Raw genomic sequence first — 24,015 nt, 5'->3', positions numbered from 1 at the left:
TTGTACGGAGGTCGGCACGTGTGGAGACGGCGGACCCTACCGGCCGTGGTCGCCCTGCTCGGCGTGAGCGGGTTGGGGTTGATCACCGTCGGCGTCACCGCCGACCCGGCGCGGCCACCACGGCCGCCAGCCAACACGCCGACACGCACCCACCCCGCACCGGACCTGGCGCCGCTGCCCCGCGCCGCGCCCGTCCGGGTGCAGATCCCGGCCATCGGCGTACGCGCCGAGGTCGTCCCGGTCGGCGCGGACGCCGCCGGGGTGCTGGAGGTGCCGCCGCTGGACCGGCCGACCCTCGCCGGCTGGTTCCGGCACGGGGTCAGTCCCGGTGAGACCGGCAACGCCGTCGTGGTCGGACACGTCGACTCCCCGGCCGGCCCGGCGGTCTTCTTCGACCTCGGGCGGCTCCGCGCCGGCCAGGAGATCCGGATCACCCGCGCCGACGCGCGGGTCACGACGTTCACTGTGGACGGTGTGCGGTCGTACCCCAAGGACCACTTCCCCACCACCCTGGTCTACGGCCCGTCGGACATCGCCGGGCTCCGCCTGATCACCTGCGGCGGCCGGTTCGACGCCGGGACCGGCAACTACGTGGACAACATCGTCGTCTTCGCCACCCGCACGGCCTGAGCCGGGCCGCCCGGCTGTCGGGAGCCGGACCCTGCTCGGCAGAATGCGGTTGCACCATCCCCTCCAGGCGCCGTGGGGCGGTGCGCCGGCGACGGGGAGGCACACGTGGATCAGCAGTCCGTACGGGACCGGGCCGGCCGAGGCGTACGCGCGCTGACCCGTCGACTGCTCGGTCGGGCCGAGGATGAGTCGCCCGCCCCGCGCCGGTCCAACCCGGACGCCGTCGTCGACTGCGCCGTCTACGTCAACGGCCGGCGCGAGCCCGGCCGCCCGCACTACGCCGACGCGTACGCCCACGCCCGGCGCGGCCGCAACGCCTTCGTCTGGCTGGGACTGCACGACCCCGGGCCGGCGGTGCTCGCCGCGGTGGGCCGGACCTTCGGGCTCGACGAGCTGACCGTCGAGCACGCGCTCGCCGACGGGCACCGGCCCACCGTGCAACGCCACGGGCCGGTCACTCTGCTGGTGCTGCGCACCGCCGGGTACGTGGAGCACGACGAGCTGACCGACACCTCCGAGGTGATCGACACCGGGGATGTGATGGTGCTGCTGGGCGACCGGTTCGCCATCACCGTGCGGCACGGCGCCGCCGGGGCGCTGCGCAGCGTCCGCGCCGACATCGAGCGCCGACCGGCGCTGCTGGCCGCGGGACCGTGGGCGGTGGCGTACGCGGTCTGCGCCCGGATGGTCGACTCCTACCTGGAGGTGGCCGGGCACGTGGAGCGGGACCTGGAACGGGTCGAGGAGTCGGTGTTCGCCCGTGACCGCTCCGCCGACATCCAGCACATCTACCAGCTCAAGCGGGAGGTGGTGGAGTTCAAGCGGGCGGTGCTGCCGTTGCAGGCGCCCATGCGTACGCTGCTCGATCCGGGCTCCGACGGACCGCCGCGCGCCCTGCACCGCTGGTTCGTCGACGTGGACGGTCGGTTGAGCCGGGCGGTGGACCGGGTGGCCGCGTACGACGACCTGCTCACCTCGATCGTCCAGTCCCGGCTGGCGCAGCTCGCCGTGGAGCAGAACAACGACATGCGCAAGATCGCGGCGTGGGCGGCCATCGCGGCCACCCAGACCGGCATCGCCGGCGTGTACGGGATGAACTTCTCGCACATGCCGGAGCTGGGCTGGCGCTACGGCTACGCCGGCGCGCTCACCCTGATGGCGGTGGCCGCCCTCGCCCTGTACCGCCTGTTCCGCCGCTCGGGCTGGCTGTGACCAGGGCCAAGGGACCGATCATCAACTGTCACTGCGACCGGCCGCCGGTCCGCCGGCGGTGGCGGGCGGCTAACCTCGCGCGGTGATGTGGCAGCGGTACGTGGCGATCGGCGACAGCACCACCGAGGGGCTCGACGACCCGGACGGCGCTGGCGGCTACCGGGGCTGGGCCGACCGGTTCGCCCTGGCGGTGGCCCGCTCCCAGGGCGGCCTGGAGTACGCGAACCTGGCGATCCGTGGCCGGACCACCGCGCGGATCCGCGCCGAGCAGCTCCAGCCCGCCCTCGACCTGGCCCCCGACCTGGCCACCGTGGTCGCCGGCATGAACGACGTGCTGCGCCCCTCCTTCGACGCCGACCAGGTCGCCGAGGATGTCGCGGCGATGCAGCGGGCACTGGTCGGGCAGGGCGCCACCGTGCTGACGTTCACGATGCCCGATCCGGCGCCGGTGATGCCGCTGGCCCGGCCACTGCGGGGTCGGATGCTGGCACTCAACGAGGCGCTGCGGGCGGCCACCGCGCGGACCGGGGCCACTCTGCTCGACCTGGGAGCCCACCCGGTCTCCTCCGATCCCCGGCTGTGGAGCGACGACCGGCTGCACGCCAACAGCGCCGGGCACGAGCGGATCGCCGCCGCCCTGGCGCACACGGCGGGCCTGCCCGGGTTCGACGACTCCTGGACGCGGCCGCTGCCGCCGACGCCACGGCGTCGCCGGGGCGAGGTGTTCGGCGCCGAGCTGGCCTGGACCCGACGGCACCTGCTGCCCTGGCTGGCCCGACACCTGCGCGGCCAGTCGTCGGGCGACGACCGGGTCGCGAAGCGGCCGGTGCCGCTGCCGGTGCAGGTGGACTAGCTTGATCTTCAACCGTCGGAGGGTTCAGATCGGCCCTGGCTGGCCATGGGCGCAAGCCCGGTGGGCCCCGGTCTGACACCAACGACCTACCGGCTACCTCGCCGGCTGCTGCGCATGGCACGGGTCACGGTGACGGGCCGTCCGTCCGGTGCGCGGCCACCGGCCAGCTGCGCGTACCCGGTCGAGCCCAGGGGCACCAGCGCGACCCGGCCGGCGGAGTCCGCGTGGATGCCCCAGCCGTACCGCTTGCCGAGGTCGCTCGCACGCAGGCACGGCTGACCCTTGGCGAAGAACTCCTCCCTCGCGGCCGCACGCTCGGCCTCTGGTATCCCACGCCGGTCGGCCCAGACAGTGAAGACCACGTCGTCCGACGTGTAGCGGTAGGGCGCTTCGGCGATCATCCGGAACGTGAGTTCCGCGATACCGGGCGTGGTCCGCGCCGGCGGAACGGCGGCGCTCGACGCCGTGCTGTCCTCCGCGACCTGGATGAAGGTGTCCACGTAGTTGGTGCTGTGCATGGACGCCATCCTCTCCGCAATGGCACGGAGGGTCTTGGAGAAATGCGACACGGGCTGTCAGCCTGGCGCCCTGACGAACACGCCGCGGCCGGTCGGGCAGACCGACCGGTCGGGTGTCCTGCACCCGAAGAACCTCGCGCACCACACACCCCAGCTCCGGTCGGTGCCCGGGCCCGTCAGGTGATGCGGCAGGATGGCGGCGTGGGCAAGGGTGCGGGGCGCCGGCGGGCGGACGCGACGACGGGACGGGCCTGCCCGTGCGGCTCCGGTCAGGCGTACGCCGACTGCTGCGCGCCGGTGCACGGCGGTGTGGCGCAGGCGCCGACCGCCGAGGCGCTGATGCGCTCCCGGTTCAGCGCCTTCGCCCTCGGCGAGACCGGCCACCTGCTGCGCAGCTGGCACTCCTCGACCCGGCCGGCCCGGCTGGAGCTGGACCCGGGGCAGCGGTGGACCCGGCTGGAGATCGTCGAGACCGACCGGGGCGGCCTGCTCGACACCGCCGGCACCGTCACCTTCCACGCCCACTACCGGGAGGCTGGGCGCCCGGGCACGCTGACCGAACGCAGCCGGTTCGTACGCGAGGACGGCCGGTGGGCCTACCTCGACGGCGAACAGCCCTGACCGCCGCCCCGACGGCCGGTTCGGTCGTAGGATGACGGTGGCGTAGTCCTGCACCGCACCGTCGTACGAGCGGGCCCGTGGTCTGCGGAGGCCCGGTCGGCGGCGCGGCGGCGGCTTCTCCGCTGGAATCGGACGGAGACCACGGATGACCATGACGTTCATCAATCTTCCGGTGCGTGACCTGACCACCGCCGCCGAGTTCTACCGGGCGCTCGGCTTCACCAGCGAGCAGGCCGAGCTGGACGGGGACAGCCTGGCGCTCACCATCTCCGACAGCACCCGGCTGATGTTGCACCTCCGCTCGGCCTTCGAGGAGTACACCGGGGTCGCCGTGACGGACACGGAGAGCAACCGGGAGGTCATCGTGGGGCTGACGGCGGAGAGCCGGGAGCAGGTCGACGAGCTGGTCGACCGGGCAGCGGTGGCGGGCGGGGAGTCACTCGGGCCGGGGACCACCAACGGCCGGCTGTACATGCGCGGCTTCCGGGACCTGGACGGCCACCAGTGGTCGTTCCTGCACATGCACGGTTGAGCCCGGGGTCCGGCGGCGGTCGGTGCGACCGCCGCCGGGCTCGTACCGCACTCCCCTGGTCACCTCGGGCCGCGGGCGCCGACCGCCGCGACGCCGCCGCGTGCGCCCGCGCGACGCCGGCGGCGGGCCACCAGCACCAGCGCCACGACGAGGTACGGCCCGGCCGCCACCGCGAACGCCACCGCGTTGCCGGCCGCCGTGTCGACGAGGCCGTAGCCGATGTAGGTCACGATGATCAGCACGTCGGTGGCCATCCCGGCGAGCGACGTGACCGTGGCGCGACTGCTCCCGGTGATCCGCGCCTGGAGCCGCGCGTCGGCCAGCACGGTGGCCAGTTGTGCGGCCCCGAACGCCACCGCGAGCAGCACGAACCCGGCCGGGTGCGCGATGAGCGCTCCCCCGGCCAGCGCACCGGCGACGACGAACAGCAGGGCGGCATAGCCGAGCCCGCTCAGCCGCTCCCCCGCCGGGGCGAGCAGCCCGCCCGTGGTCACCCCGGCCCAGAGCAGCAGTAGCAGCAGCGGCACAACCTGCGCCCCGACGCCGGTGTCCAGGGCCAGCAGCGGGGTGTACTCGTCCAGGGCGCCCCAGTCGGCGGCCACCACCGCGACCAGCAGCACGGTGGCGCGTACCGGCGGATGCGTACGGACCTGCGTCACCCCCGCCCGCAGCGTGTCCCACCAACCCGGGTCGGCGTCGTCCCCACCGGACGGTGGCTCCGGGTCGCGCTCCCCGGCCACGACCGGCGCGGTCGGCGGTGGGCGGTGCTCCGGGAAGCGGGCGGCGACAGCGGCGGCGAGCAGACAGGCGAACACGCTCGCCACCCCGACCGCCGGGTAGCCCCCAGCGGCGAGCACCGGGCCGGCGAGCACTCCGGAGACCAGCACACCCAGCACACCGGCCGTCCGGGCGCGGCCGAGCACCCGGGGAAACCGGCCGACCGCGCCGAGCTGGTCCAGTTCGGTCCAGACCAACGCCTCCAGGGCGCCGGAGACCAACGCGCCGCCGGCGCCCCAGAGCAGGAACCCGACCGCGAACGCCGGGTACGACGGGACCACGACCCAGAGGGCGTACGCGGCGGCGGTCACCAGCGGAGCGAGGCGCAGCAGCAGCCGGCGGGACACCGCGTCGGCCCAGGCGCCGGAGGGCACCTCGAAGAGGATGCCGGCGGCCGACCAGATGACGAAGAGCGAGGAGATCTGCCCCACCGACAGCCCGGTGTCGGCGAAGAGCAGCGCATACACCGGGTAGAGCAGGACGAGGTCGCTGAGGAACGCGTACCCGTAGAGGGTGGCCGTCAGCCGGCGGACCGGCGGGTCGGGCACGCGTGTGGCGATGCGGGTCATGAGGCCTTCCCGTGGGAGTGGAGACGGACACCGGACGAGCGGTGCCCGCGGTGGCCCACGGGATCGGCCTACGGCGTTGGATCAATGTCGCCAGGTCATGTCGGAGATGCTAGAACCCGCCTCGCGGCGCGGGCCAGCGCTTTCGGCGCGCCGGTCGACGCGAAGCGGGGCGGGACCCTCGCGGATCCCGCCCCGCCGCCTCGCTCGGCGTCAGCGACGATTCGGGTCGACCGGCGGAATGACCGTGGTGGCCTCGCTGTCGTCGCTGGCGCGCTGGTCGGGCACCACGCGGTCAGTGCCGGTGCTCACCACCTGGGTGGCTTCGGCGTCGGCGCCGCGGCTCACCACCTGGGTGGCGTCCGGGTCCACCGGGCGGGTGACCACCTGGGTGGCCTCCGGGTCGGTGCCGGCGGCCGACCGCCGGGCCAGTTCGGCCTCGGTGTCCCGGCGGCCGGCCCGGTAGGCGCGGGCGTGCGTGGCGATCAGCTGCGACTCCTGCTCCGCGCGGCTCAGCCACGTCTCCCAGCGGCTCTGCATCGGACGGATCAGGCCGCCGCCGACCCCGACGACGAGGATGCCGCCGACCGTGGCCAGCACGGCGATCAGCACGGGCGTGGTGACCGCGGTGGCCACGCCGATCTGGTTCAGCGCGGCGATGACACCGAGGCCGAGGATGAACACCGAGGCGATGCCGGCCAGCACCCGGCCGTACGACAACCCGCCGAGCGCGCCACTGATGATGTCCTTGACGGCGTTGGCGATGGCGGCGGCGACCACGACGATGACGATCGCGACGAAGGCGCGGGGCAACCACGAGATCACGGCGGCGATCAGGTCGGAGATCGGGTTCGGGCCCCAGATGCCGAAGGCGAGCTGGAGGGTGAGCAGCAGCACCGCGTAGTAGACGAGCTTCGCCACGATGTCGCTGGCGTCGTACCGGGAGCGGCTCAGCGCCCGGCGGACGCCGCCGCGTTCGACGGCGCGGTCGAAGCCCACCCGTTCCAGCACCTTCTCGACGATCTTCAGCACGGCCTTGGCGATCAGCCATCCCGCCACCAGGATCGCCAGGAAGGCGACAGCCTTGGGCAGGAAGAGCATCACCGAGCGGAGGGCGTCGCCCACCGCGTCGCTGACGTTGTCACTCATCGGGTTTTCCTCCATGCGGGGCAGTCGGGACGGTCGGCCCCGACCTACCCGCGCCGACACGCGCGGAAACGCCGGCCGCTCAGCGCCCCGGGGCCCCCGGGTCGTCGCCCTGCTCGGCGGCGGTGGCCACCTGCTCCGTCACCGGCCCCAGATCGGGCGCGGCGGATGTCGTCGGCCGGCCCGGACCGGCGGCATGCGGGGCCAACTGGTCGAAGAAGCGCAGCAGCTCGACGGGGAACGGCATGACCAGCGTGCTGTTCTTCTCCGCCGCCACGTCCACCACCGTCTGCAACAGACGCAGCTGGTACGCGCCGGGAGTGGCCTCCATCGCCCGGGACGCGTCGGCGAGCCGACGCGATGCCTGGAACTCGCCGTCCGCGGCGATCACCCGGGCCCGGCGTTCCCGCTCGGCCTCGGCCTGCCGGGACATCGACCGCTTCATCCCTTCCGGCAGTGAGACGTCCTTGACCTCCACCCGCTCGATGAGCAGGCCCCACGGCTTTTCGGTGGGCGCGTCGATGACGGACTTCAGCTCGGCGTTGACCCGTTCCCGGTCGCCCAGCACGGTGTCCAGGTCGGCCCGCCCGATCACCGAGCGCAGCGCGGTCTGGGCGACCTGGAGCACGGCCGAGGGATAGTCGTGCACGTTCACCAGCGCCTTCACCGGGTCCACCACCCGGTAGTAGACCACCGCGTCGACGGTGAGCGTGACGTTGTCCCGGGTGATCGCGCCCTGCGGCGGCACGCCGATCACGGTGGTCTGCATGCTGACCCGCACCATCCGGTCGGCGACCGGGACGATCAGTTGCAGGCCCGGCTGGCGGACCCGCTCCAGCACCCGGCCGAACCGGAAAACGATGCCGCGCTGGTACTGCTGGACAAGCCGGACGCTGAGCGACAACACCAGCACCACGACCACGGCCACGACGACGAGGCCGACGACAGCTCCCATGACATCCGCGCTCCCCCGGAGGCGCCCGCCTCCCGGAGCGCCGGGTACCCGTTCCGCTCCCCGCCATGCCGCCCCGGTCGCTGCGCCTCGGCGCATCACGCGCTCGGCTACACCTTCCGCCGGCACCTGCGACGGATCGGCGGCGCCATCGAGGAGTGAGCGGCGACCGGCGGCGCGAGCCCCACCGGTGCGAGCGGCGCGCCGAGCGGTGACGTGGGGTGGAGAACCTCTAGCGCGCGGGCGAGTCTTGGCAATATCCTCCGGAGAGCGTGCGGCCATTGGAGCTACTTTTCATTCCCCGCCGCCGGGCCGCAGGAGGAGAAACCATGCACGTCGACCATTCCGAAGTGGACCGCCGGACGCTGCTGCGAGCCGGTCTCGGCGCGGCCACGGTCGCCGTGGTCGGGAGCGAACTCGCCTTCCCGGGCGCTGCCCACGCCGCCCCCGGCGCCGACCTGGACTGGATCATCAGCTGCGACGAGTGGGCGGCCCGGCCGCCCAAGGACCCGCTGTCGGTCAGCGCCATCGCGACCAACAAGATCATCGTGCACCACATGGCGTTCCCGAACGTCACCGACTACTCCCAGGAGCAGGCGGTCAAGCTGGCCCACGACTGCCAGGACCTGCACATGGACGGCAACGGCTGGTCGGACACCGGCCAGCACTTCACGGTGAGCCGGGGCGGCTACGTGCTGGAGGGCCGGCGGGGCAGCCTGGAGCGGCTGGAGGCCGGCGACCGGCAGATGATCTCGGCGCACTGCCCGGGCGAGAACGGCCGGGCCATCGGGATCGAGAACGAGGGCACCTACGTCACCGAGACCCCGCCGAAGGCGCTGACCGACTCGCTGGTCAAGCTCTGCGTCGCCGTCTGCCGCCAGTACGGGCTGCACGCGCACGACATCTTCGGCCACTGGGACTTCCGCACCACGCAGTGCCCCGGCGCCGCCTTCTACCGCGAGTTCCCGGCGCTGCGCCGGCGGGTGTTCACCGCCCTCGGCACCGACCTGGCCGACGTCCCGGCGCGCCGCTGGCCGGACCTGTGGCGCTTCGTCAACTCCCCGTCGGTCCGGGTGGTGCAGTACCTGCTCGCCTTCCGCGGCTACCCGGTGACGGTCAGCGGCACCTTCGACGCCGCGACCGTGACCGCCGTGCAGGACTGGCAGGCGCGCAACGGCATCCCGGTGGACGTGGACGCCACGCTCACCACGCCGACCTGGGAGACCCTGGCGCCCGAGCTGGACCAGCACGCCGGCGGCCTGCCGGTGACCGCGGTGCAGGAGATCCTCGCCACCAAGGGGTACGCCGTCACCGTCACCGGGGCGTACGACTCCGCCACCCGGGCGGCCGTGAAGGACCTGCAGGCGCTGCACGGGCTCCCGCGCAACGGCAAGATCAGCACGAGCACGTGGTGCACGATCGTCGGCGGGACGGTCCGCCAGTCGTTCCGGCACCGCTGATCCTGCGGAGCACCGGCGGCGGCACGGGCGCGCACCCGTGCCGCCGCCAGGCCCGGCAACCAGCGCAAACGCGGGCGCGCCTCATTGGCCGCCCTCCACCGGTCTGCGACGATGACGCTGACCAGGACCAAGGAGGGCGCTGTGCAGACGCGACTCAACCCGTACCTCAACTTCCCCGGCACCGCCCGGGAGGCGATGGAGTTCTACCACCGCGTGTTCGGCGGTGATCTGACGATGAACACCTTCGGCGAGTTCGGCAGCACGGAGCCGGGCCTGTCCGACCAGATCATGCACGCGCGGCTGGAGTCCCCCAACGGGTTCACCCTGATGGCATCGGATATCGCGCCCGGGATGAACTACGTGCCCGGCACCACCATCGCGATCAGTCTCAGCGGCGACGACGCCGACCAGCTGCGCGGCTACTGGGAGCAGCTCTCCGCGAGCGGGTCGGTGACCATCCCGCTGGAGAAGCAGATGTGGGGCGACGAGTACGGCCAGTGCGTCGACCCGTACGGCGTCAATTGGATGGTCGACATCATTCAGCCCCAGGCCTGACCAGCGCGCCGTCGTCGGTGTGCCGGTTTGGCCGACGGCGCGGGCGGAAAGAGTGCCGGGCATGAGATGGGCCCGTCGAGCCGTACCCGCCGTCGCCGCCGCCGTCGCCGCGCTGGCCGCGCGGGACCTGATCCAGCGCGACCACGCGCTGCTGCGCAACTTCCCGGTGCTCGGACGCGCCAGGTACCTGCTGGAGGCGGTCGGGCCGGAGCTTCGGCAGTACATCGTGGCCGGCAACAACGAGGAGCGGCCGTTCACCCGGGACCAGCGCCGCTGGGTGTACGCGTCGGCGAAGCAGCAGAACAACTACTTCGGCTTCGGCACGGACAACGACATCGAGTACACCCCCGGCTATCCGATCATCAAGCACCGCACCTTCGGCCGGGCCGTGCCGCCGTCGACGCCGACCGCCGGGCACGACGTGCGGCTGCCCTGCGCCAAGGTGCTCGGCGCGGCGCGGGGGCGGGCCCGCGCGTTCCGCCCGGAGTCGGTGGTCAACATCTCCGGGATGAGCTTCGGATCGCTCTCCGGCAACGCCGTGGCGGCACTGAACAGGGGTGCGGCGCTCGCCGGCTGCCTGCAGAACACCGGCGAGGGTGGCCTGTCGCCGTACCACCGCAACGGTGGTGAGCTGATCTTCCAGCTCGGGACGGCGTATTTCGGCTGCCGGGACGAGCACGGCCGGTTCAGCCTGGACCGGCTGCGGGACCTGGTCACCGGCGCGCCGGTGAAAGCGCTGGAAATCAAGCTGAGCCAGGGCGCCAAGCCCAGTCTCGGCGGGCTTCTGCCCGGTGCGAAGGTGTCCGCCGAGATCGCCGCCACCCGCGGCATTCCGGCCGGGCAGGACTGCGTCAGCCCCTCCCGGCACGCCGAGTTCTCCGACTGCGACAGCCTTCTCGACTGGGTGGAGCTGCTGGCCGCCGAGACCGGCCTGCCGGTCGGCATCAAGTCGGCGGTCGGCGATCTGGGCTTCTGGCAGGATCTGGCCACCCTGATGCGGGACACCGGCCGGGGTGTCGACTTCGTGACGATCGACGGCGGCGAGGGCGGCACCGGCGCCGCTCCGCTGATCTTCACCGACTCGGTGTCGCTCCCGTTCCAGCAGGGCTTCTCCCGGGTGTACAAGGTCTTCGCCGAGCACGGCCTGCACGAGCGGGTGGTCTTCGTCGGCGGCGGCAAGCTCGGCCTGCCGGACAACGCCATCGTGGCCTTCGCGCTCGGCTGCGACCTGGTCAACGTGGGTCGGGAGGCGATGTTGTCGATCGGCTGCATCCAGGCGCAGAAGTGCCACACCGACACCTGCCCCACCGGAGTGGCGACCCAGAACGCCTGGCTGGCCCGGGGGCTGGACCCGACGCTGAAGTCGGTGCGCGCGGCCAACTACCTGCGGACGCTGCGCCGCGACCTGGTGAAGGTGGCCGAGGCGTGCGGCGTGGAGCACCCCGGCCTGATCGGCACCGACGCGGTGGAGATCCTGGACGGCCGCACCGGCTCCACCCCACTGAGCGAGGTGTACGGCTACCGGCCGGAGTGGGGCCTGCCCTCGCCGGCCGACCGAGAGGAGATCATCCGGCTGATGGCACCGGAGGCGCCGCAGGGCGGCAGCGCCACGCCCTCCCCCACCGCGGTCGGCTGAGCCTTGCCGGGCTCGGCCTGGCCTCGGACCGGATCCCGAGGCCATGTTTCCCGATGAGCCTTATACCTGTGAGTCATAGATATGACTCACAGGTATAACCCTTTTGCCCAACGTGCCTGCCGGACTGCTGCCTGTCCGGCATTCGACGCGCGATAAACGCGTGGAGCCGCTGCCGGGGGGCACCGTATCGTGGCGCGGTGCTGATCAGACGCGAGACGCCCGCCGATGTCGACGCCATCCGCGCGGTGCACGCCGCCGCCTTCACCGCGCCGGACGACGGCGTACCGATCGAGGCGACGCTGGTCGACGCGCTGCGCGCCGACGAGGGCTGGCTGCCCGCGTACTCCCTGGTGGCGACCGACCCCGACGGCCAGGTGGTGGGGCACGTGGTGGCCACCCGCGGTCAGGTGGCCGGCCAGCCGGTCGCGCTCGGCCTGGGGCCGCTCGGCGTGCTCCCCGACTGGCAGCGGCGCGGGGTCGGCTCGGCGCTGATGCACGCGGTGCTCGGTGCGGCCGACGCCCGGGACGAGCCGCTGGTGGTGCTGCTCGGCCACCCCGACTACTACCCGCGATTCGGGTTCCGACCGGCCGTCGAGCTGGGCGTCACCCCGCCGCAGCCCTGGGGCCCGCAGTACTTCCAGGCCCGCCCGCTGAGCGCCTGGCGGGAATCGATCCGGGGCGAGTTCCGGTACGCGGCCCCGTTCGACGAGCTGTGACCGCACCGCGTATCCGGCGGCGGCGCGCCACCGACCTCGACGGATGCGTCGCGGCCCTCGCCCTCGTCCACCGGGCCGACCGGTACCCGCTGAACTGGCCCGCCGACCCGCACCGCTGGCTGCGCGAGCCCCGTCCGGCGCGCGCGTGGGTCGCGGTCGACGCCGACTCGGCGATCGTCGGGCATGTGGCGGTGCACCGGCTGCCCGACCCGGCGGACGCGCCGCTGACCCGGCCGACCGCCGAGGTGGCTCGCCTGTTCGTGTCGCCGTCCGCCCGCGGGGCCGGGCTGGGCGGCGCGCTGCTGACCCGGGCCTGGCGGTGGGCGAGCGAGCGCGGGACGGACCTGGCGCTCGAGGTGGCCGCCAGCGACACCGCGGCCGCCGCGCTCTACGAGCGCACCGGGTGGCGGTGCGCCGGCACCAGCACGGCGCAGTGGAACGCCCCCGACGGTGGCGCGGTGTCGCTGCGCCGTTACACCCTGGCAGCAGATGCTGCGCCGAAGCGCTGACGCCATGCGAACATATGTACGTGTCAACCGGGGCCAGCATCCTGCACGCCGACCTGGACGCTTTCTACGCGTCGGTTGAGCAGCGCGACGATCCACGCCTGCGGGGGCGGCCGGTGATCGTCGGCGGCGGTGTGGTGCTGGCGGCCAGCTACGAGGCGAAGGCCCGGGGCGTGCGCAGTGCGATGGGCGGCCAGCAGGCGCGCCGGCTCTGCCCGGACGCGATAGTGGTGCCGCCCCGGATGTCGGCGTACACGGAGGCCAGCCGGGCGGTGTTCGAGATCTTCCGGCAGACCACCCCGCTGGTCGAGGGGCTCTCCATCGACGAGGCGTTCCTGGACGTGGGCGGCCTGCGCCGGCTGGCCGGGCCGCCGGCCGGCATCGCCGAGCGGCTGCGCCGGGAGGTCCGCGAACGGGTCCGCCTGCCGATCACGGTGGGCGTGGCCCGGACGAAGTTCCTGGCGAAGGTGGCCAGCGGGGTGGCGAAGCCGGACGGGCTGCTGGTCGTCGCGCCCGACGCCGAGCTGGCGTTCCTGCACCCGCTGCCGGTGGAACGGCTCTGGGGCGTCGGCCCGGTCACCGCCGCGAAGCTGCGGGAACGACGGATCCGCACCGTCGGCGAGGTGGCCCGGCTCGGCGAGGCCGCGCTGGTGTCACTGCTCGGCGCCGGCGCCGGCCGGCACCTGCACGCCCTGGCGCACAACCGCGACCCGCGGGCGGTGCAGGTCGGTCGCCGGCGGGGCTCGATGGGCGCGCAGCACGCGCTGAGCCGGACGCCACACGCGCCGGCGGAGCTGGACGCCGTCCTGGCCGGCCTGGTCGACCGGGTGACCCGGCGGATGCGGGCGGCCGGGCGGTCCGGACGCACGGTGATGCTGCGGCTGCGCTTCGGCGACTACACCCGCGCCACCCGCTCACACACCATCCGCAAGGCGACCGCGGACACCACGCCGCTGCTGGGCGCCGCGCGGGCGCTGCTGCGGGTCGCCCTGCCCGAGATCGGCCGGCGGGGCGTCACACTGATCGCCGTCTCGGTCGGCAACCTGGACGACAACCCGGTCCAGCCGGAGCTGCCGTTCCACCACGATCCGGGGGCCGAGCTGGACGCCGCGGTGGACGCGGTCCGCGACCGGTTCGGATCGTCGGCGGTCACGCGTGCGGTGCTGCTCGGCCGGGATCCAGGCGTCGAGATGCCGCTGCTGCCGGATTGACCGCACCGGGTGGCGCGGGCGGCCTGCGCCGGACATCACAGCCGGCGCGGGGTTTAGCGACGACCTGAGCGGTGACGTAGTGAAGATTCAGCCTTACCAGGGGGGACCATCATGTCCGACGACACCAGCAACCGTCCGAGCCGGCGCGAGCAGCGTCCCGGCGACGTGACCGACCCGCTGCTCTGGCAGCTCGCGATCGACGTGCTCAGCGCGCACGAGCCGGACGAGGACGGCACCTGCCGCAACCTGCTCTGCGCCGGCCAGCCGTGGCCGTGCGCGGCCCGCAGCTCCGCTGAACAGTCACTGCGGCTGGCCCGTGGTGCGGCCGACACACCGTCCACAGTCGCTCCGGAGCGAGGCGAGGCCGCGACCACGCGCAGTGAACGTCCCGCTGACGGCGTTCCGGCCGCGCGCCGGGCCTGGTCGGTGCCGGCGCGGCCCGAGGCTGCCGCGTCGGCCGCCTGACGCCCCCTCCTCGACACGCCCGCGGGCGCCCGACGGGAATCCGGTCGGGCGCCTGCGTGCCGTGTGTCAGATGGCGAGCCGCTGACCCGGGAAGATCAGACCGGGGTCGGCGCCGATCAGCTGACGGTTGCGCTCGTACAGGGCCTGCCAGCCGCCGGCCACGTGGTGGGCCTGGGCGATCTCCGACAGGGTGTCGCCCGGCTTGACCAGGTACGTCCCGGTGCCCGTTGACGGCGCGGTGCGCTCGTGGTTGCGGGTCGCCGGCTGCTGGCCGCGCGACGACCGCTCCCGGGGCTTGGACGTCGAGTCGGACTTCGAGGTGGACTTCGTCGAGGACTTCGCGGCGGAGCCGCCCGACGAGCCGCCCTTCTTGCCGCAGGTCGGCCAGGCGCCGATGCCCTGCCCGTCGAGCACCTTCTCGGCGATCGCGATCTGCTCGCCGCGGCTGGCCAGGTCCGCGCGGGCGGCGTACTTCTTGCCGCCGTAGCCGGCCCAGGTGCTCTGCGAGAACTGCAGACCGCCGTAGTAGCCGTTGCCGGTGTTGATGTGCCAGTTGCCGCTGGACTCGCACTGGGCGATCGCGTCCCAGTTGACCGCGGCCTGGGCCGGGGCGGCCGGGCCGAAGAGGGCGACGGCGCCGGTGACCGCGCCGACGGCGAGAGTGCCGACGGCGACGCGGCGGGTGGTGACCCGTCGATGACGGGGCGTGTGTGCAGATGACATGTGAGTTTCCTCCACGCCGGCGAGGTGAGCTGTCGGGTTCGGGCCGAGGAGCCCGGCCGCGCGGTGGCGGCTTCACCCCGAGGTGACATGCACCGAGGAACGTTGGGTCCCCCGCTCCTGCCCGGGTGACTGGGTTCCGACGACCGGGGGGCAGGATTTGGCGTTGCCGGTCGCGGTGTCCGCATTGGCGAACCCGACCGACGTTAGGCACGGTCGGTGACGGTCGCCCACCCCCTGTGAACTTCTTCACCGGCGCACGCGGGGCGGCCCGCGCAGCGGTTGCGGGTGTCCCGGGACTGTGCAGTGACCACGATGGACCGGTTCCGATCGGGTCGGGTCTCAGGCGTCGCGCCGGAGCCAGGCCACGAGCAACTCCACAGAGGCCGGCGGGTCGGACGATCGAACGGCCCGGCCGGCGGGGCCCGCTGAGCGGGCGGCCCGCCGGCCGGAGGGGTCCGTCGGTCAGAGGGTGCGCGCCAGCCGGTCGGCCAGCGCCCGGGTGAACCGGGCCGGGTCGGCCAGCTCGCCACCCTCGGCGAGCACCGCCAGGCCGTACAGCAGCTCGGCCGTCTCGGTCAGAGCCTCGGAGCCGGCGCTCTGCTCGTGCGCCTTGCGGAGCCCGGCGACCAGCGGGTGACCGGGATTGATCTCCAGGATCCGCTTCGCCGACGGCACCTCGTGCCCCATCGCCCGGTACATCTTCTCCAGCGTCGGGGTGAGATCGTGCGCGTCGCCGACGACGCAGGCCGGTGAGGTGGTCAGGCGCGACGACAGGCGGACCTCGCGGACGCTGTCGGCCAGGGTGGTGCCGAGCCAGTCGAGCAGCGCGGCGAATTCCTGTCGCTGCTGCTCGCGCTCGGCCTCGGCCTGCTGCTTCTCCTCGTCGGTGTCCAGGTCGACCTCGCCCTTGGCGATCGAGCGCAGCGGGCGGCCGTCGTACTGGCCGACCCGCTCGACCCACACCTCGTCGACCGGGTCGGTGAGCAGCAGCACCTCGTGGCCCCTGGCCCGGAACGCCTCCAGGTGCGGGGAGTTCTCGATGGTGGCCCGGGAGTCGCCGGTGGCGTACCAGATGTCGCTCTGGCCGTCCTTCATCCGTGCCACGTAGCCGGCCAGGTCGGTGGGCTCGGCCGGGTCGTGGGTGGAGGCCACCGACAGGATCTCCAGCAGGGTGTCGCGGTTGTCGGTGTCGTCGATCAGCCCCTCCTTGACCACCGCGCCGAACTCGGTCCAGAAGGTGCGGTAGCGCTCGGGGTGGTTGGCCTTGAGGTCCCGGACCGTGGCGAGGACCTTCTTCACCAGGCGGCGGCGGACGATCTGGATCTGCCGGTCCTGCTGGAGGATCTCCCGGGAGATGTTCAGCGACAGGTCGTGCGCGTCGACAACACCCTTGACGAAGCGCAGGTAGGTGGGGACCAGCGCCTCGCAGTCATCCATGATGAACACGCGCTTGACGTAGAGCTGGACGCCACGGCGGCCCTGCGGGGCGAACATGTCCAGCGGGGCGTGGCTGGGCAGGAACAGCAGCGCCTCGTACTCGAAGGTGCCCTCGCCCTTCATGTGCACGACCTCGAGCGGGTCGGCCCAGTCGTGGCTGACGTGCTTGTAGAACTCGTGGTACTCGGTGGCGTCGACCTCGTCGCGGGGCCGCGCCCAGAGTGCCTTCATCGAGTTGAGCGTCTGCACCTCGCTGGTGGCGTCAGCGCCGTCGGCGCCGGGGCGCTCGACGCGCATCCGGATCGGCCAGGCGATGAAGTCGGAGTACCGCTTGACGATCTCGCGGACGGTCCACTCGGCGGTGTAGTCGTGCAGGTTGTCCTCGGTGTCGGCCGGCTTCAGGTGCAGGGTCACCGTGGTGCCCTGCGGCGCCTCGTCGACGGTCTCGATCGAGTACGTGCCCTCGCCGGTGGACTCCCAGCGGGTGCCGCCGGTCTCGCCGGCCTTTCGGGTCAGCAGGGTGGCCCGGTCGGCGACCATGAACGCGGCGTAGAAGCCGACACCGAACTGGCCGATCAGCTCCTGCGAGGCACGCGCGTCGGCGGACTCGCGCAGCTTACTCAGCAGCTCGGCGGTGCCCGACTTGGCGATCGTGCCGATCAGCTGGATCACCTCGTCGCGGGTCATGCCGATGCCGTTGTCCCGCACGGTCAGGGTGCGGGCGTCCCGGTCGACCTCGATGGCGACGTGCAGGTCGTCGGTGTCGGCGATGAGGTCCTTGTCGACCAGGGTCGCCAGCCGCAGCTTGTCCAGCGCGTCGGACGCGTTCGAGATGAGTTCCCGCAGGAAGACGTCCTTGTTCGAATAGATCGAGTGGACGACCAACTGGAGGAGCTGACGCGCCTCGGCCTGAAATTCCAACGTCTCGGCCTGGTTGCTCACACCGTCTCCCTTCTCGGCTCGTGCGGAGGTTCGCGGAAAGGATACGAGCCGTCGCCGGCCGGGCCGTGCCCGCATCCGGGTCGTATTCCCGATCCGGGCGTGGCGCCGCCGTGAGGTAGCTGACTTTGGTGATCGTTAGTCAGCCCGATAGCCTGACTCCCATGAAGATCGCTGGAAGCACCGCCCTCGTCACCGGCGCCAACCGTGGCTTCGGCCGGCACCTGGCCGCCGAACTCCTCTCCCGCGGCGCGACCGTCTACGCCGGCGCCCGCAACCCGGACACCGTCGACCTGCCCGGCGTGACGCCGGTGCGGCTGGACATCACCGACCCCGCCTCGGTGGCCGCCGCCGCCGAACTGGCCGGCGGCGTGAACCTGCTGGTCAACAACGCCGGCATCGACACCGCAACGGACCTGATGGAGGGTGACCTGAACCTCGTCCGGCTCGAGCTGGAGACCCACTACATCGGCAACCTGTCGATGATCCGGGCGTTCGCCCCGGTCATCGCGGGCAACGGGGGCGGGACGATCCTCAACGTGCTCTCCGCCCTGTCCTGGGTGAACTTCCCGAGGCACGGGGCGTACGGCGCCGCGAAGTCGGCCGAGTGGGCGATGACCAACGCGCTGCGCCTCCAGCTCGCCGAGCGGGGCATCCGGGTCGCCGGCCTGCACGTCGGCTACATGGACACCGACATGGCCGCCGCGGTCACCGCCCCGAAGTCCGACCCGGCGGCGATCGCCCGGCTCGGGGTGGACGGCATCGAGGCCGACGCGTACGAGATCGTGACCGACGACACCAGCCGGCAGGTGCAGGCGGGCCTGGCCGGCGGGGTGGCCGCGCTCTACCCGCAGCTTCCCTGAGCTGCGACACCACGGCCTTGATCGGGCCGCCGCCGGCTTCCCGGCGGCGGCCCGTCCTCGGGTACGCGGTCAGCTCCGTCCGCGTACCCGCCTCAGCAGCCGGTCAGCATCCGCCGCAGCTGTAGAAGAGGATGTCCCAGTGACTGCCCTCCTTGGTGTAGAGGTTGCCCGAGGGGGCCCGGTACTGGTAGCCGAAGCCGGCGATGTAGCCGACGTAGGTGTAGTTCGCGGAGATGTAGTTCTGGATGCAGGTGCTCAGCGCGATGTCGAGCTTGTAGCCGTTCCAGTGGCTGTACGTGCCGCCGGCATGCCCGACCTCGGTGCCGGCGGTGATGGTGACCGCGCAGCCGCTGGCCCGCTTGAAGGTGATGATGCCGTTGATGGTGGCCTGCCGGACCCCGGTGAACGAGGTGCAGGTGGGCACGTTGCGGTCGCTGCAGTTGCCGCTGGAGGTCCAGGAGATGTTGGCGGCGCGCAGCTGCGAGGTGGCGCTGGAGTGGCTGATGGCGAAGGCCGGGGCGGCGAGACCGAGCGCGGCGCCGACCGTTGCGAGGGTGGCCACCAGCAGCGTGAGCACGCGGCGGCGCAGGGTGGATCGGGTGGCGTACATGGCACTCCCGTTCGCAGGAGGGGTGGAATTTTGCGAACCAGGGGCCGGCCTTGAAGGATTTCTACCAGAGATAGACGTGCGTGACTAGGTATCGGGTGGAGGTGGTCGCCCACCTCCACCCGACGACCCAGATCAGCTCGCCTGAAGCGTCACGTCGTCGATCACGAAGCTGGTCTGCAACGAGGAGTCCTCGGTGCCGGTGAACTTCAGCGTCACCGTCTGCCCGGCGTACGCCGCCACGTTGACGGTGCGCTGGGCGTAGCCGGCGGCGGCGTTGAGGTTCGAGTACGTCGCCAGCGTCGTCGAGCCCACCTGGACGGTGAGCCTGTCGTACGCGGTGGAGGCGGTGGTCTCGGCGGTGTCGATGTGCAGCCAGAACGACAGCGTGTAGCTGGCACAGCCGGCCGGCACGGTCACCGACTGGGACAGGGTGTCGGTGTGGGTGCTGCCGTACCCGTCGAGCCACGCCTTGTACGACCCGGTCCGGGCCGGCTGGCTGCTGGAGTTGGTGATCACGCCGGAGGACGCGCTCCATGGCGTGCTGCCGCTCTCGAAGCCACCGTTGCCGATCACCTGGCCGCCGGCGCAGCCTCCGGCGCCGGTCACCGTGAGCGTGAGGCTGGCGCCGCGGGTGACCGAGCCGGTGCCGGTGACCGTGATGGTGAAGGTGCCGGTCGCCGCGCCGGCCGACGCGGCCAGCGTCATCGTGGCCGAGCCTCCCGAGGTCACCGAGGACGGGCTGAAGGAGACGCTCACCCCGCTGGGCGCGCCGGAGGCCGAGAGACTGACCGACTGCGCCGAGCCGGCGGTGGTGGCGGTGACGACCGTGACGGTGGTGCTGGCACCCCGTGCGACCGAGCGCGCGGTGGGGTTGACGGCCACCGAGAAGTCGTTGGTCGGGGTGCCGCCACCCACGGCGAGCTGCCACAGCGCGTACGCGACGCCGTCCGCGGACCGGTTCAGCACGGTGGCGCTGACGTTGGCGGTGCTGTCGCAGGCCCGGTGGTAGCACGGGTCGTAGGCGGAGTTGGCGGTGCCACCCCACTTGGCCGCCTGGGCGCTGGTCTTGCGGGCGCTGGCGCCCGCGGCGTAGCCGGAGGTGGGGATGCCGGCCTGCTGGAAGTAGTAGTCGTCGGAGCGACCCTGGCCCTCGACGTTCTCCTCCGGTCGCAGGCCCAACGAGTCCCAGTACGCCTTCAGCGGTGCCGCCGTGGTCGAGGTGACCCGGTTGATGAAGTAGCCGCCGTTGGTCGAGCCGACCATGTCGAAGTTGTAGTAGCCCTTGATGTAGCCGCGCTGCGTGGCGTTGAGCGAGTTGACGTAGAACCGGGAGCCGTTCAGCCCCTGCTCCTCGTCGGTCCACCAGGCGAACCGGGCCCGCTTGGTCATGGTCGGGTTCTGCGCGGCCAGGACGAGCGCGTTCTCCAGCAGGGTCGCCGAACCGGTGCCGTTGTCGTTGATGCCCGGCCCGGCCGAGACGCCGTCGAGGTGGGCGCCGAACATGACCACCTGGTCGGCCGGGCCGCCGGGCCACTCCGCGATCAGGTTGTTCGAGGGGTACGTGCAGCTCGAGCAGTACTGCTCGCTCACCGTGTAACCGGCTGCCTGGAGCCTGGTCTTGACGTAGGTGAGCGAGGCCGTGTAACCGGCCGAGCCGGCCCGTCGGTTGCCGCCGTTGCTGCTGGCGATGGAGTTGAACTGGGTCAGGTGCGCCTGGACGTTGCTGACGGAGATGTCCGGCGCGGCCAGGACGGCGGTGGGCGCGGCGATCGGCCGGGCCACTGCCGTTCCGGCGATGGGTGACGCGGTCACCGGCTGGGCGGCCAGCGTCACCGTCATCCCGGTGAACACGGCGAGCGCGATGCCCGCGCTCAGCGTTCTGCCTCTCATGGGGGCTCCTCGGGGGGTTGGAGAGATAACCGAGACACTTACAGACCTCGATATGTTGGGCATCGGTCGTTCGTCCGGAACCCCCACCGGTTCGGTGGCGGCCTCCGCTCTCCCAGCGGCCCGTCGAACGGACAGGACGGGGACGGAACGTCCTGTTTCGCCGCCGCCGCTCCGTACGCCGAGCGCACGCGGACCCGGGCGGTCGGATCGGCGGGTGCCGGCGTCGGCACAGGTGAGTGAAGGTGCCAGGATGGGTAGGTAACGCCAGCAGGGGTCGTCGGGCCCGGAACGGGGGGCTTGCGATGGGGCCGGGTCGAGCGTGAGACGACCCAGCACGGACCTGTTCACCGGCGGCGGTGACACCGGCCGGTTGATGGCGGAGCTGGACTGGACCGCCACCCCGCTCGGCCCGGTGACCGGCTGGCCGCAGAGCCTGCGCGCCGCGGTGCGGATGGTGCTCTCCTCCCGCTACCCCATGCTGCTGCTCTGGGGCGACCGCTTCTCCCAGCTCTACAACGACGCCTACTCCGCGCTGATCGGCGACAAACACCCGGCCGCGCTCGGCGACGACGTGCGGGTGACCCTCGCCGAGGGTTGGGACGTGCTCGCCCCGCTGATCCAGCAGGCGATGGCGACCGGGGTGGCCAGCTGGGTGCCCGCCCTGCAACTGCTGCTGGAGCGGGCCGGCTACCGCGAGGAGGCGTACTTCAGCGTCTCGCACGCCCCGGCCCGCGACGACGAGGGCCGCACCGTCGGCGTACTGACGGTGTGCAGCGAGGTCACCCAGCAGGTGGTTGGCGAACGGCGGCTACGGCTGCTGCGCGACCTGTCCGTACGCGGCGACGGACGCACCATCGACGTGGACGCCACCTGCGCCCGGCTGATCGACGCCATCGACGCCCACCCGCTGGACGTGCCGTTCGCCGCGATCTACCTACGCGACGGCACGGTGCTGCGCCGGGTCGCCTGGGCCGGCGGCGACCCCGGTGACGCCACCGTGGCGGAGGCCCTGCCGGAGGCCATCGAGCTGACCGACCCCGGCACGGCCGCCCGCGCCTGGGGTCTGCCGGCCGCCACCGAGGGCCGACCGACCCGGGTGACCGGCGTCGCCGACCGGCTGCCACTGCCGGCCGGCCCGTGGAAGGACCCGGTCGACACCGCGCTGGCGCTGCCGCTGCCCTCGGCCGCCGAGGACCAGCCGCTGGGCGTCCTGCTGGTCGGGGTCAGCCCCAGCCGAGGGCTGGACGAGGCGTACCGCTCCTTCTACCAGCTACTGGCCCAGCAGGTCTCGGTGGCACTGCGCAACGCGCAGGCGTACGAGGAGGAGCGGCGCCGGGCCGAGGCGCTGGCCGAACTGGACCGGGTGAAGACCGGCTTCTTCACCAACGTCAGCCACGAGTTCCGCACGCCCCTCACCCTCATGCTCGGTCCGTTGTCGGACGCGCTCTCCGATGCCGCCGCGCCACTCGCACCCGTGCAGCGCGAGCGGGTGGAAACCGCCTGGCGCAACGCCACCCGACTGTTGACCCTGGTCAACAGTCTGCTCACCTTCTCCAGCCTGGAGGCTGGGCGGGCCCGCAGCGACGCCCGGCTGGTCGATCTCGCCACGCTCACGACCGAGCTGGCCGGCGTCTTCCGGGCCGCCGTCGAGCGCGCCGGGCTGACCCTGGAGGTCGACTGCCCGCCGCTGCCCCGGCCGGTCACGGTCGACCCGGTCAACTGGGAACGCATCGTCACCAACCTGCTGTCCAACGCCCTGAAGTACACGTTCATCGGCCGGATCCGGGTCGGCCTGGAGGCCGACGACGAAGAGGTGCGGCTCACCGTCACGGACACCGGCATCGGCATCGCCGAGCAGGAGCTGCCAAAGCTCTTCGAACGCTTCCACCGAGTGCAGGGCGCGCTCTCGCGCAGTCACGAGGGCACCGGCATCGGCCTGGCCCTGCTCCACGAGCTGGCCCGGCTCGAGGGTGGCGAGGTCCGGGTGACCAGCCGGGTCGGCGTCGGCAGCACCTTCACCGTGGCGCTGCCGTGGTCGGCGGCGCGCCGCACCGCGGCGACCGGATCAGCGGCCAACGGGCGGGGCGACGTGGCCCGTGCCGCCGTCCAGGAGGCGGCGACCTGGCTGGTCGACCCCGGCGGTGGCGTCGCGGAGCCCGATCCGGCGTCCGGCTCCGCCGTGGATGACCTGACCGGGGCACGGATCCTGGTCGCCGACGACAACAGCGACATGCGGACGTACCTGAGCCGGCTGCTCACCGGGCAGGGCTGGCGGGTGCGGGTCGTCACCGACGGCCGGCAGGCCCTCGACGCGGTCCATCGCGACCCACCGGACCTGGTCCTCACCGACGTGATGATGCCGGTGCTGGACGGCTTCGAGCTGGTCCGCCGGCTGCGCGCGGACCCGGCGACCCGGGCGCTGCCGGTGCTGGTGCTCTCCGCCCGTGCTGGCGGAGAGGCCAGCGTGGTGGGCCTGAGCCTGGGCGCCGACGACTACGTGGTGAAGCCGTTCGCCGCGGCCGAGCTGATCGCGCGGATCCGGGCCGCCATCCGCCGGTCCCGCGCCACCATGGCGCCCCGGTCCGACGCGGCGTCGGCCCGGGCCGACGGCATTCCACCGGCGATCGCCACCACCCCGGCGGCGGCGCGGTCTGCCATGGTCACCACCGTCACGCCGGCTCCGACGGCCGTGGAGGCGGCCACGCCCGCCCCGCCGGGCCACCCGGCCGACAGTCCCACCCGGGGCACCGTCGCCGCAGCGGTCGGTGATGCGTTCGCGATCGGCGCGGCTGCGCCCGGCCAGGACGGACCGGCCGGCGATGTCCTCGACGTCGGGTGGACGTACCCCTCCGCACCCACGGCGGCGGCGGCGATGCGCCGCGACGTCCGGCTGGCGCTGAGCGGCCTGGACGTCGACCCGGACGTGCAGGAGGACCTGCTGCTCGCCGCGTCCGAGGCGATGAACAACGCTGTCGAGCACGCCCAGCGACCCAGCCGGCCGGAGGTGCGGGTCCGGCTCCAGGCCGGCGGCGGCCTGGTCCGGATCTCGGTACGCGACTTCGGCACCTGGCGGGACCGCCGGCCGGCGATGGACCGGGGCCGGGGTGCGCTGCTGATGAACGCCTACGGCGACGTGCGGCTGGTCTCCACCGGTGAGGGGACGACGGTGACCATCGAGGGTCGGCTGGCCTGAGCCG

General features: G+C 72.7%; 21 protein-coding genes, 1 pseudogene and 1 riboswitch. Of the genes and pseudogenes, 14 read left to right on the top strand and 8 right to left on the bottom strand.

Going from position 1 to position 24,015, the window contains the following annotated elements; all coding sequences use genetic code 11:
* Positions 1 to 45: 45 nt before the first annotated feature.
* From KBX63_RS09855 to KBX63_RS09845, 3 genes are all read left to right on the top strand, one after another.
* Positions 46 to 630, top strand: a complete 585-nt coding sequence (locus KBX63_RS09855; protein WP_307871673.1) for a class F sortase — start codon at positions 46 to 48, stop codon at positions 628 to 630.
* Positions 631 to 735: 105 nt separating this feature from the next.
* On the top strand, positions 736 to 1,842 hold the full coding sequence (locus tag KBX63_RS09850) for a magnesium and cobalt transport protein CorA (RefSeq protein WP_210910699.1): 1,107 nt from the start codon (positions 736 to 738) through the stop codon (positions 1,840 to 1,842).
* Positions 1,843 to 1,927: 85 nt separating this feature from the next.
* The gene (locus tag KBX63_RS09845; protein ID WP_247662082.1) at positions 1,928 to 2,695 is read left to right on the top strand and encodes an SGNH/GDSL hydrolase family protein; all 768 of its coding nucleotides are present in this window, start codon (positions 1,928 to 1,930) and stop codon (positions 2,693 to 2,695) included.
* A gap of 86 nt (positions 2,696 to 2,781) precedes the next feature.
* On the opposite strand, the gene KBX63_RS09840 is transcribed toward KBX63_RS09845, so the two are convergent.
* Positions 2,782 to 3,213 (bottom strand): DUF6157 family protein, encoded by a 432-nt coding sequence (locus tag KBX63_RS09840; protein ID WP_210910697.1) that lies wholly within the window; start codon positions 3,211 to 3,213, stop codon positions 2,782 to 2,784.
* A gap of 201 nt (positions 3,214 to 3,414) precedes the next feature.
* Between KBX63_RS09840 and KBX63_RS09835 the strand changes: the two genes are divergently transcribed.
* Together KBX63_RS09835 and KBX63_RS09830 are read left to right on the top strand one after the other, a co-directional pair.
* Positions 3,415 to 3,834: a YchJ family metal-binding protein gene (locus KBX63_RS09835; RefSeq protein ID WP_307871672.1), complete on the top strand. Its 420-nt coding sequence runs from the start codon at positions 3,415 to 3,417 to the stop codon at positions 3,832 to 3,834.
* Between the two features lie 145 nt (positions 3,835 to 3,979).
* Positions 3,980 to 4,366 (top strand): VOC family protein, encoded by a 387-nt coding sequence (locus tag KBX63_RS09830; protein WP_210910695.1) that lies wholly within the window; start codon positions 3,980 to 3,982, stop codon positions 4,364 to 4,366.
* Positions 4,367 to 4,425: 59 nt separating this feature from the next.
* Here KBX63_RS09830 and KBX63_RS09825 read toward each other — a convergent pair whose 3' ends face one another.
* The 3 genes and pseudogenes from KBX63_RS09825 to KBX63_RS09815 all read right to left on the bottom strand — a co-directional run bounded on the left by KBX63_RS09825 (position 4,426) and on the right by KBX63_RS09815 (position 7,810).
* Positions 4,426 to 5,712, bottom strand: a complete 1,287-nt coding sequence (locus KBX63_RS09825; protein ID WP_210910694.1) for an MFS transporter — start codon at positions 5,710 to 5,712, stop codon at positions 4,426 to 4,428.
* Between the two features lie 210 nt (positions 5,713 to 5,922).
* The gene (locus tag KBX63_RS09820) at positions 5,923 to 6,858 is read right to left on the bottom strand and encodes a hypothetical protein (RefSeq protein WP_210910693.1); all 936 of its coding nucleotides are present in this window, start codon (positions 6,856 to 6,858) and stop codon (positions 5,923 to 5,925) included.
* A 44-nt stretch (positions 6,859 to 6,902) separates the two neighbouring features.
* A pseudogene (locus tag KBX63_RS09815) lies at positions 6,903 to 7,810 on the bottom strand (SPFH domain-containing protein).
* 326 nt (positions 7,811 to 8,136) lie between these two features.
* On the opposite strand from KBX63_RS09815, the gene KBX63_RS09810 reads away from it, so the two are divergent.
* From KBX63_RS09810 to KBX63_RS09780, 7 genes are all read left to right on the top strand, one after another.
* Entirely contained in the window at positions 8,137 to 9,267 is a 1,131-nt protein-coding gene (locus KBX63_RS09810) for an N-acetylmuramoyl-L-alanine amidase (protein ID WP_210910691.1), read from the top strand.
* Between the two features lie 141 nt (positions 9,268 to 9,408).
* Positions 9,409 to 9,822, top strand: a complete 414-nt coding sequence (locus KBX63_RS09805) for a VOC family protein (protein WP_210910690.1) — start codon at positions 9,409 to 9,411, stop codon at positions 9,820 to 9,822.
* A gap of 61 nt (positions 9,823 to 9,883) precedes the next feature.
* Positions 9,884 to 11,458 (top strand): FMN-binding glutamate synthase family protein, encoded by a 1,575-nt coding sequence (locus KBX63_RS09800; protein ID WP_210910689.1) that lies wholly within the window; start codon positions 9,884 to 9,886, stop codon positions 11,456 to 11,458.
* Between the two features lie 197 nt (positions 11,459 to 11,655).
* Positions 11,656 to 12,174, top strand: a complete 519-nt coding sequence (locus KBX63_RS09795) for a GNAT family N-acetyltransferase (RefSeq protein WP_210910688.1) — start codon at positions 11,656 to 11,658, stop codon at positions 12,172 to 12,174.
* Positions 12,171 to 12,683, top strand: a complete 513-nt coding sequence (locus KBX63_RS09790) for a GNAT family N-acetyltransferase (RefSeq protein ID WP_210910687.1) — start codon at positions 12,171 to 12,173, stop codon at positions 12,681 to 12,683. The genes KBX63_RS09795 and KBX63_RS09790 overlap by 4 nt, the downstream gene beginning before the upstream one ends.
* Before the next feature lie 20 nt (positions 12,684 to 12,703).
* Positions 12,704 to 13,891 carry a DNA polymerase IV gene (gene dinB / locus KBX63_RS09785; protein WP_210910686.1) on the top strand — a complete coding sequence of 396 codons (1,188 nt, stop codon included), beginning with the start codon at positions 12,704 to 12,706 and terminating at the stop codon, positions 13,889 to 13,891.
* A 111-nt stretch (positions 13,892 to 14,002) separates the two neighbouring features.
* Positions 14,003 to 14,356 carry a hypothetical protein gene (locus KBX63_RS09780; RefSeq protein ID WP_210910685.1) on the top strand — a complete coding sequence of 118 codons (354 nt, stop codon included), beginning with the start codon at positions 14,003 to 14,005 and terminating at the stop codon, positions 14,354 to 14,356.
* Between the two features lie 66 nt (positions 14,357 to 14,422).
* Here KBX63_RS09780 and KBX63_RS09775 read toward each other — a convergent pair whose 3' ends face one another.
* The gene (locus KBX63_RS09775; protein WP_210910684.1) at positions 14,423 to 15,079 is read right to left on the bottom strand and encodes a transglycosylase family protein; all 657 of its coding nucleotides are present in this window, start codon (positions 15,077 to 15,079) and stop codon (positions 14,423 to 14,425) included.
* A riboswitch (cyclic di-AMP (ydaO/yuaA leader) is annotated at positions 15,079 to 15,252 on the bottom strand. It overlaps the preceding gene by 1 nt.
* Positions 15,253 to 15,541: 289 nt before the next feature.
* Positions 15,542 to 17,458, bottom strand: a complete 1,917-nt coding sequence (gene htpG, locus KBX63_RS09770) for a molecular chaperone HtpG (protein WP_210910683.1) — start codon at positions 17,456 to 17,458, stop codon at positions 15,542 to 15,544.
* Between the two features lie 161 nt (positions 17,459 to 17,619).
* Here htpG and KBX63_RS09765 point away from each other — a divergent pair, with 161 nt between their 5' ends.
* Positions 17,620 to 18,318 carry an SDR family oxidoreductase gene (locus KBX63_RS09765; protein WP_210910682.1) on the top strand — a complete coding sequence of 233 codons (699 nt, stop codon included), beginning with the start codon at positions 17,620 to 17,622 and terminating at the stop codon, positions 18,316 to 18,318.
* Positions 18,319 to 18,421: 103 nt separating this feature from the next.
* Here the strand turns inward: KBX63_RS09765 and KBX63_RS09760 are convergent, their stop codons facing one another.
* Both KBX63_RS09760 and KBX63_RS09755 read right to left on the bottom strand, forming a co-directional pair.
* Positions 18,422 to 18,928 carry a hypothetical protein gene (locus tag KBX63_RS09760; protein ID WP_210910681.1) on the bottom strand — a complete coding sequence of 169 codons (507 nt, stop codon included), beginning with the start codon at positions 18,926 to 18,928 and terminating at the stop codon, positions 18,422 to 18,424.
* A gap of 132 nt (positions 18,929 to 19,060) precedes the next feature.
* Positions 19,061 to 20,818, bottom strand: a complete 1,758-nt coding sequence (locus tag KBX63_RS09755; protein ID WP_210910680.1) for a M28 family peptidase — start codon at positions 20,816 to 20,818, stop codon at positions 19,061 to 19,063.
* A 319-nt stretch (positions 20,819 to 21,137) separates the two neighbouring features.
* On the opposite strand from KBX63_RS09755, the gene KBX63_RS09750 reads away from it, so the two are divergent.
* Positions 21,138 to 24,011 carry an ATP-binding protein gene (locus KBX63_RS09750; RefSeq protein ID WP_210910679.1) on the top strand — a complete coding sequence of 958 codons (2,874 nt, stop codon included), beginning with the start codon at positions 21,138 to 21,140 and terminating at the stop codon, positions 24,009 to 24,011.
* Positions 24,012 to 24,015 lie beyond the last annotated feature (4 nt).

The sequence above is a fragment of the Micromonospora sp. U21 genome, from assembly GCF_018070045.1.
GTDB lineage: Bacteria > Actinomycetota > Actinomycetes > Mycobacteriales > Micromonosporaceae > Micromonospora.
The sequence above is the reverse complement of the archived record's forward strand: the minus strand, read 5'-3'. Positions and strand labels throughout refer to the sequence as shown.

What these genes read in the sequence shown, in the direction of transcription:
- KBX63_RS09830 (WP_210910695.1), top strand. Translation starts at nt 3,980, where the DNA reads ATGACCATGACGTTCATCAATCTTCCGGTGCGTGACCTGACCACCGCC.
- KBX63_RS09765 (WP_210910682.1), top strand. Translation starts at nt 17,620, where the DNA reads ATGAAGATCGCTGGAAGCACCGCCCTCGTCACCGGCGCCAACCGTGGC.
- KBX63_RS09840 (WP_210910697.1), bottom strand. Translation starts at nt 3,213, where the DNA reads ATGCACAGCACCAACTACGTGGACACCTTCATCCAGGTCGCGGAGGAC.
- KBX63_RS09780 (WP_210910685.1), top strand. Translation starts at nt 14,003, where the DNA reads ATGTCCGACGACACCAGCAACCGTCCGAGCCGGCGCGAGCAGCGTCCC.
- KBX63_RS09755 (WP_210910680.1), bottom strand. Translation starts at nt 20,818, where the DNA reads ATGAGAGGCAGAACGCTGAGCGCGGGCATCGCGCTCGCCGTGTTCACC.
- KBX63_RS09845 (WP_247662082.1), top strand. Translation starts at nt 1,928, where the DNA reads ATGTGGCAGCGGTACGTGGCGATCGGCGACAGCACCACCGAGGGGCTC.
- KBX63_RS09800 (WP_210910689.1), top strand. Translation starts at nt 9,884, where the DNA reads ATGAGATGGGCCCGTCGAGCCGTACCCGCCGTCGCCGCCGCCGTCGCC.
- KBX63_RS09820 (WP_210910693.1), bottom strand. Translation starts at nt 6,858, where the DNA reads ATGAGTGACAACGTCAGCGACGCGGTGGGCGACGCCCTCCGCTCGGTG.
- KBX63_RS09775 (WP_210910684.1), bottom strand. Translation starts at nt 15,079, where the DNA reads ATGTCATCTGCACACACGCCCCGTCATCGACGGGTCACCACCCGCCGC.
- KBX63_RS09760 (WP_210910681.1), bottom strand. Translation starts at nt 18,928, where the DNA reads ATGTACGCCACCCGATCCACCCTGCGCCGCCGCGTGCTCACGCTGCTG.
- KBX63_RS09825 (WP_210910694.1), bottom strand. Translation starts at nt 5,712, where the DNA reads ATGACCCGCATCGCCACACGCGTGCCCGACCCGCCGGTCCGCCGGCTG.
- KBX63_RS09810 (WP_210910691.1), top strand. Translation starts at nt 8,137, where the DNA reads ATGCACGTCGACCATTCCGAAGTGGACCGCCGGACGCTGCTGCGAGCC.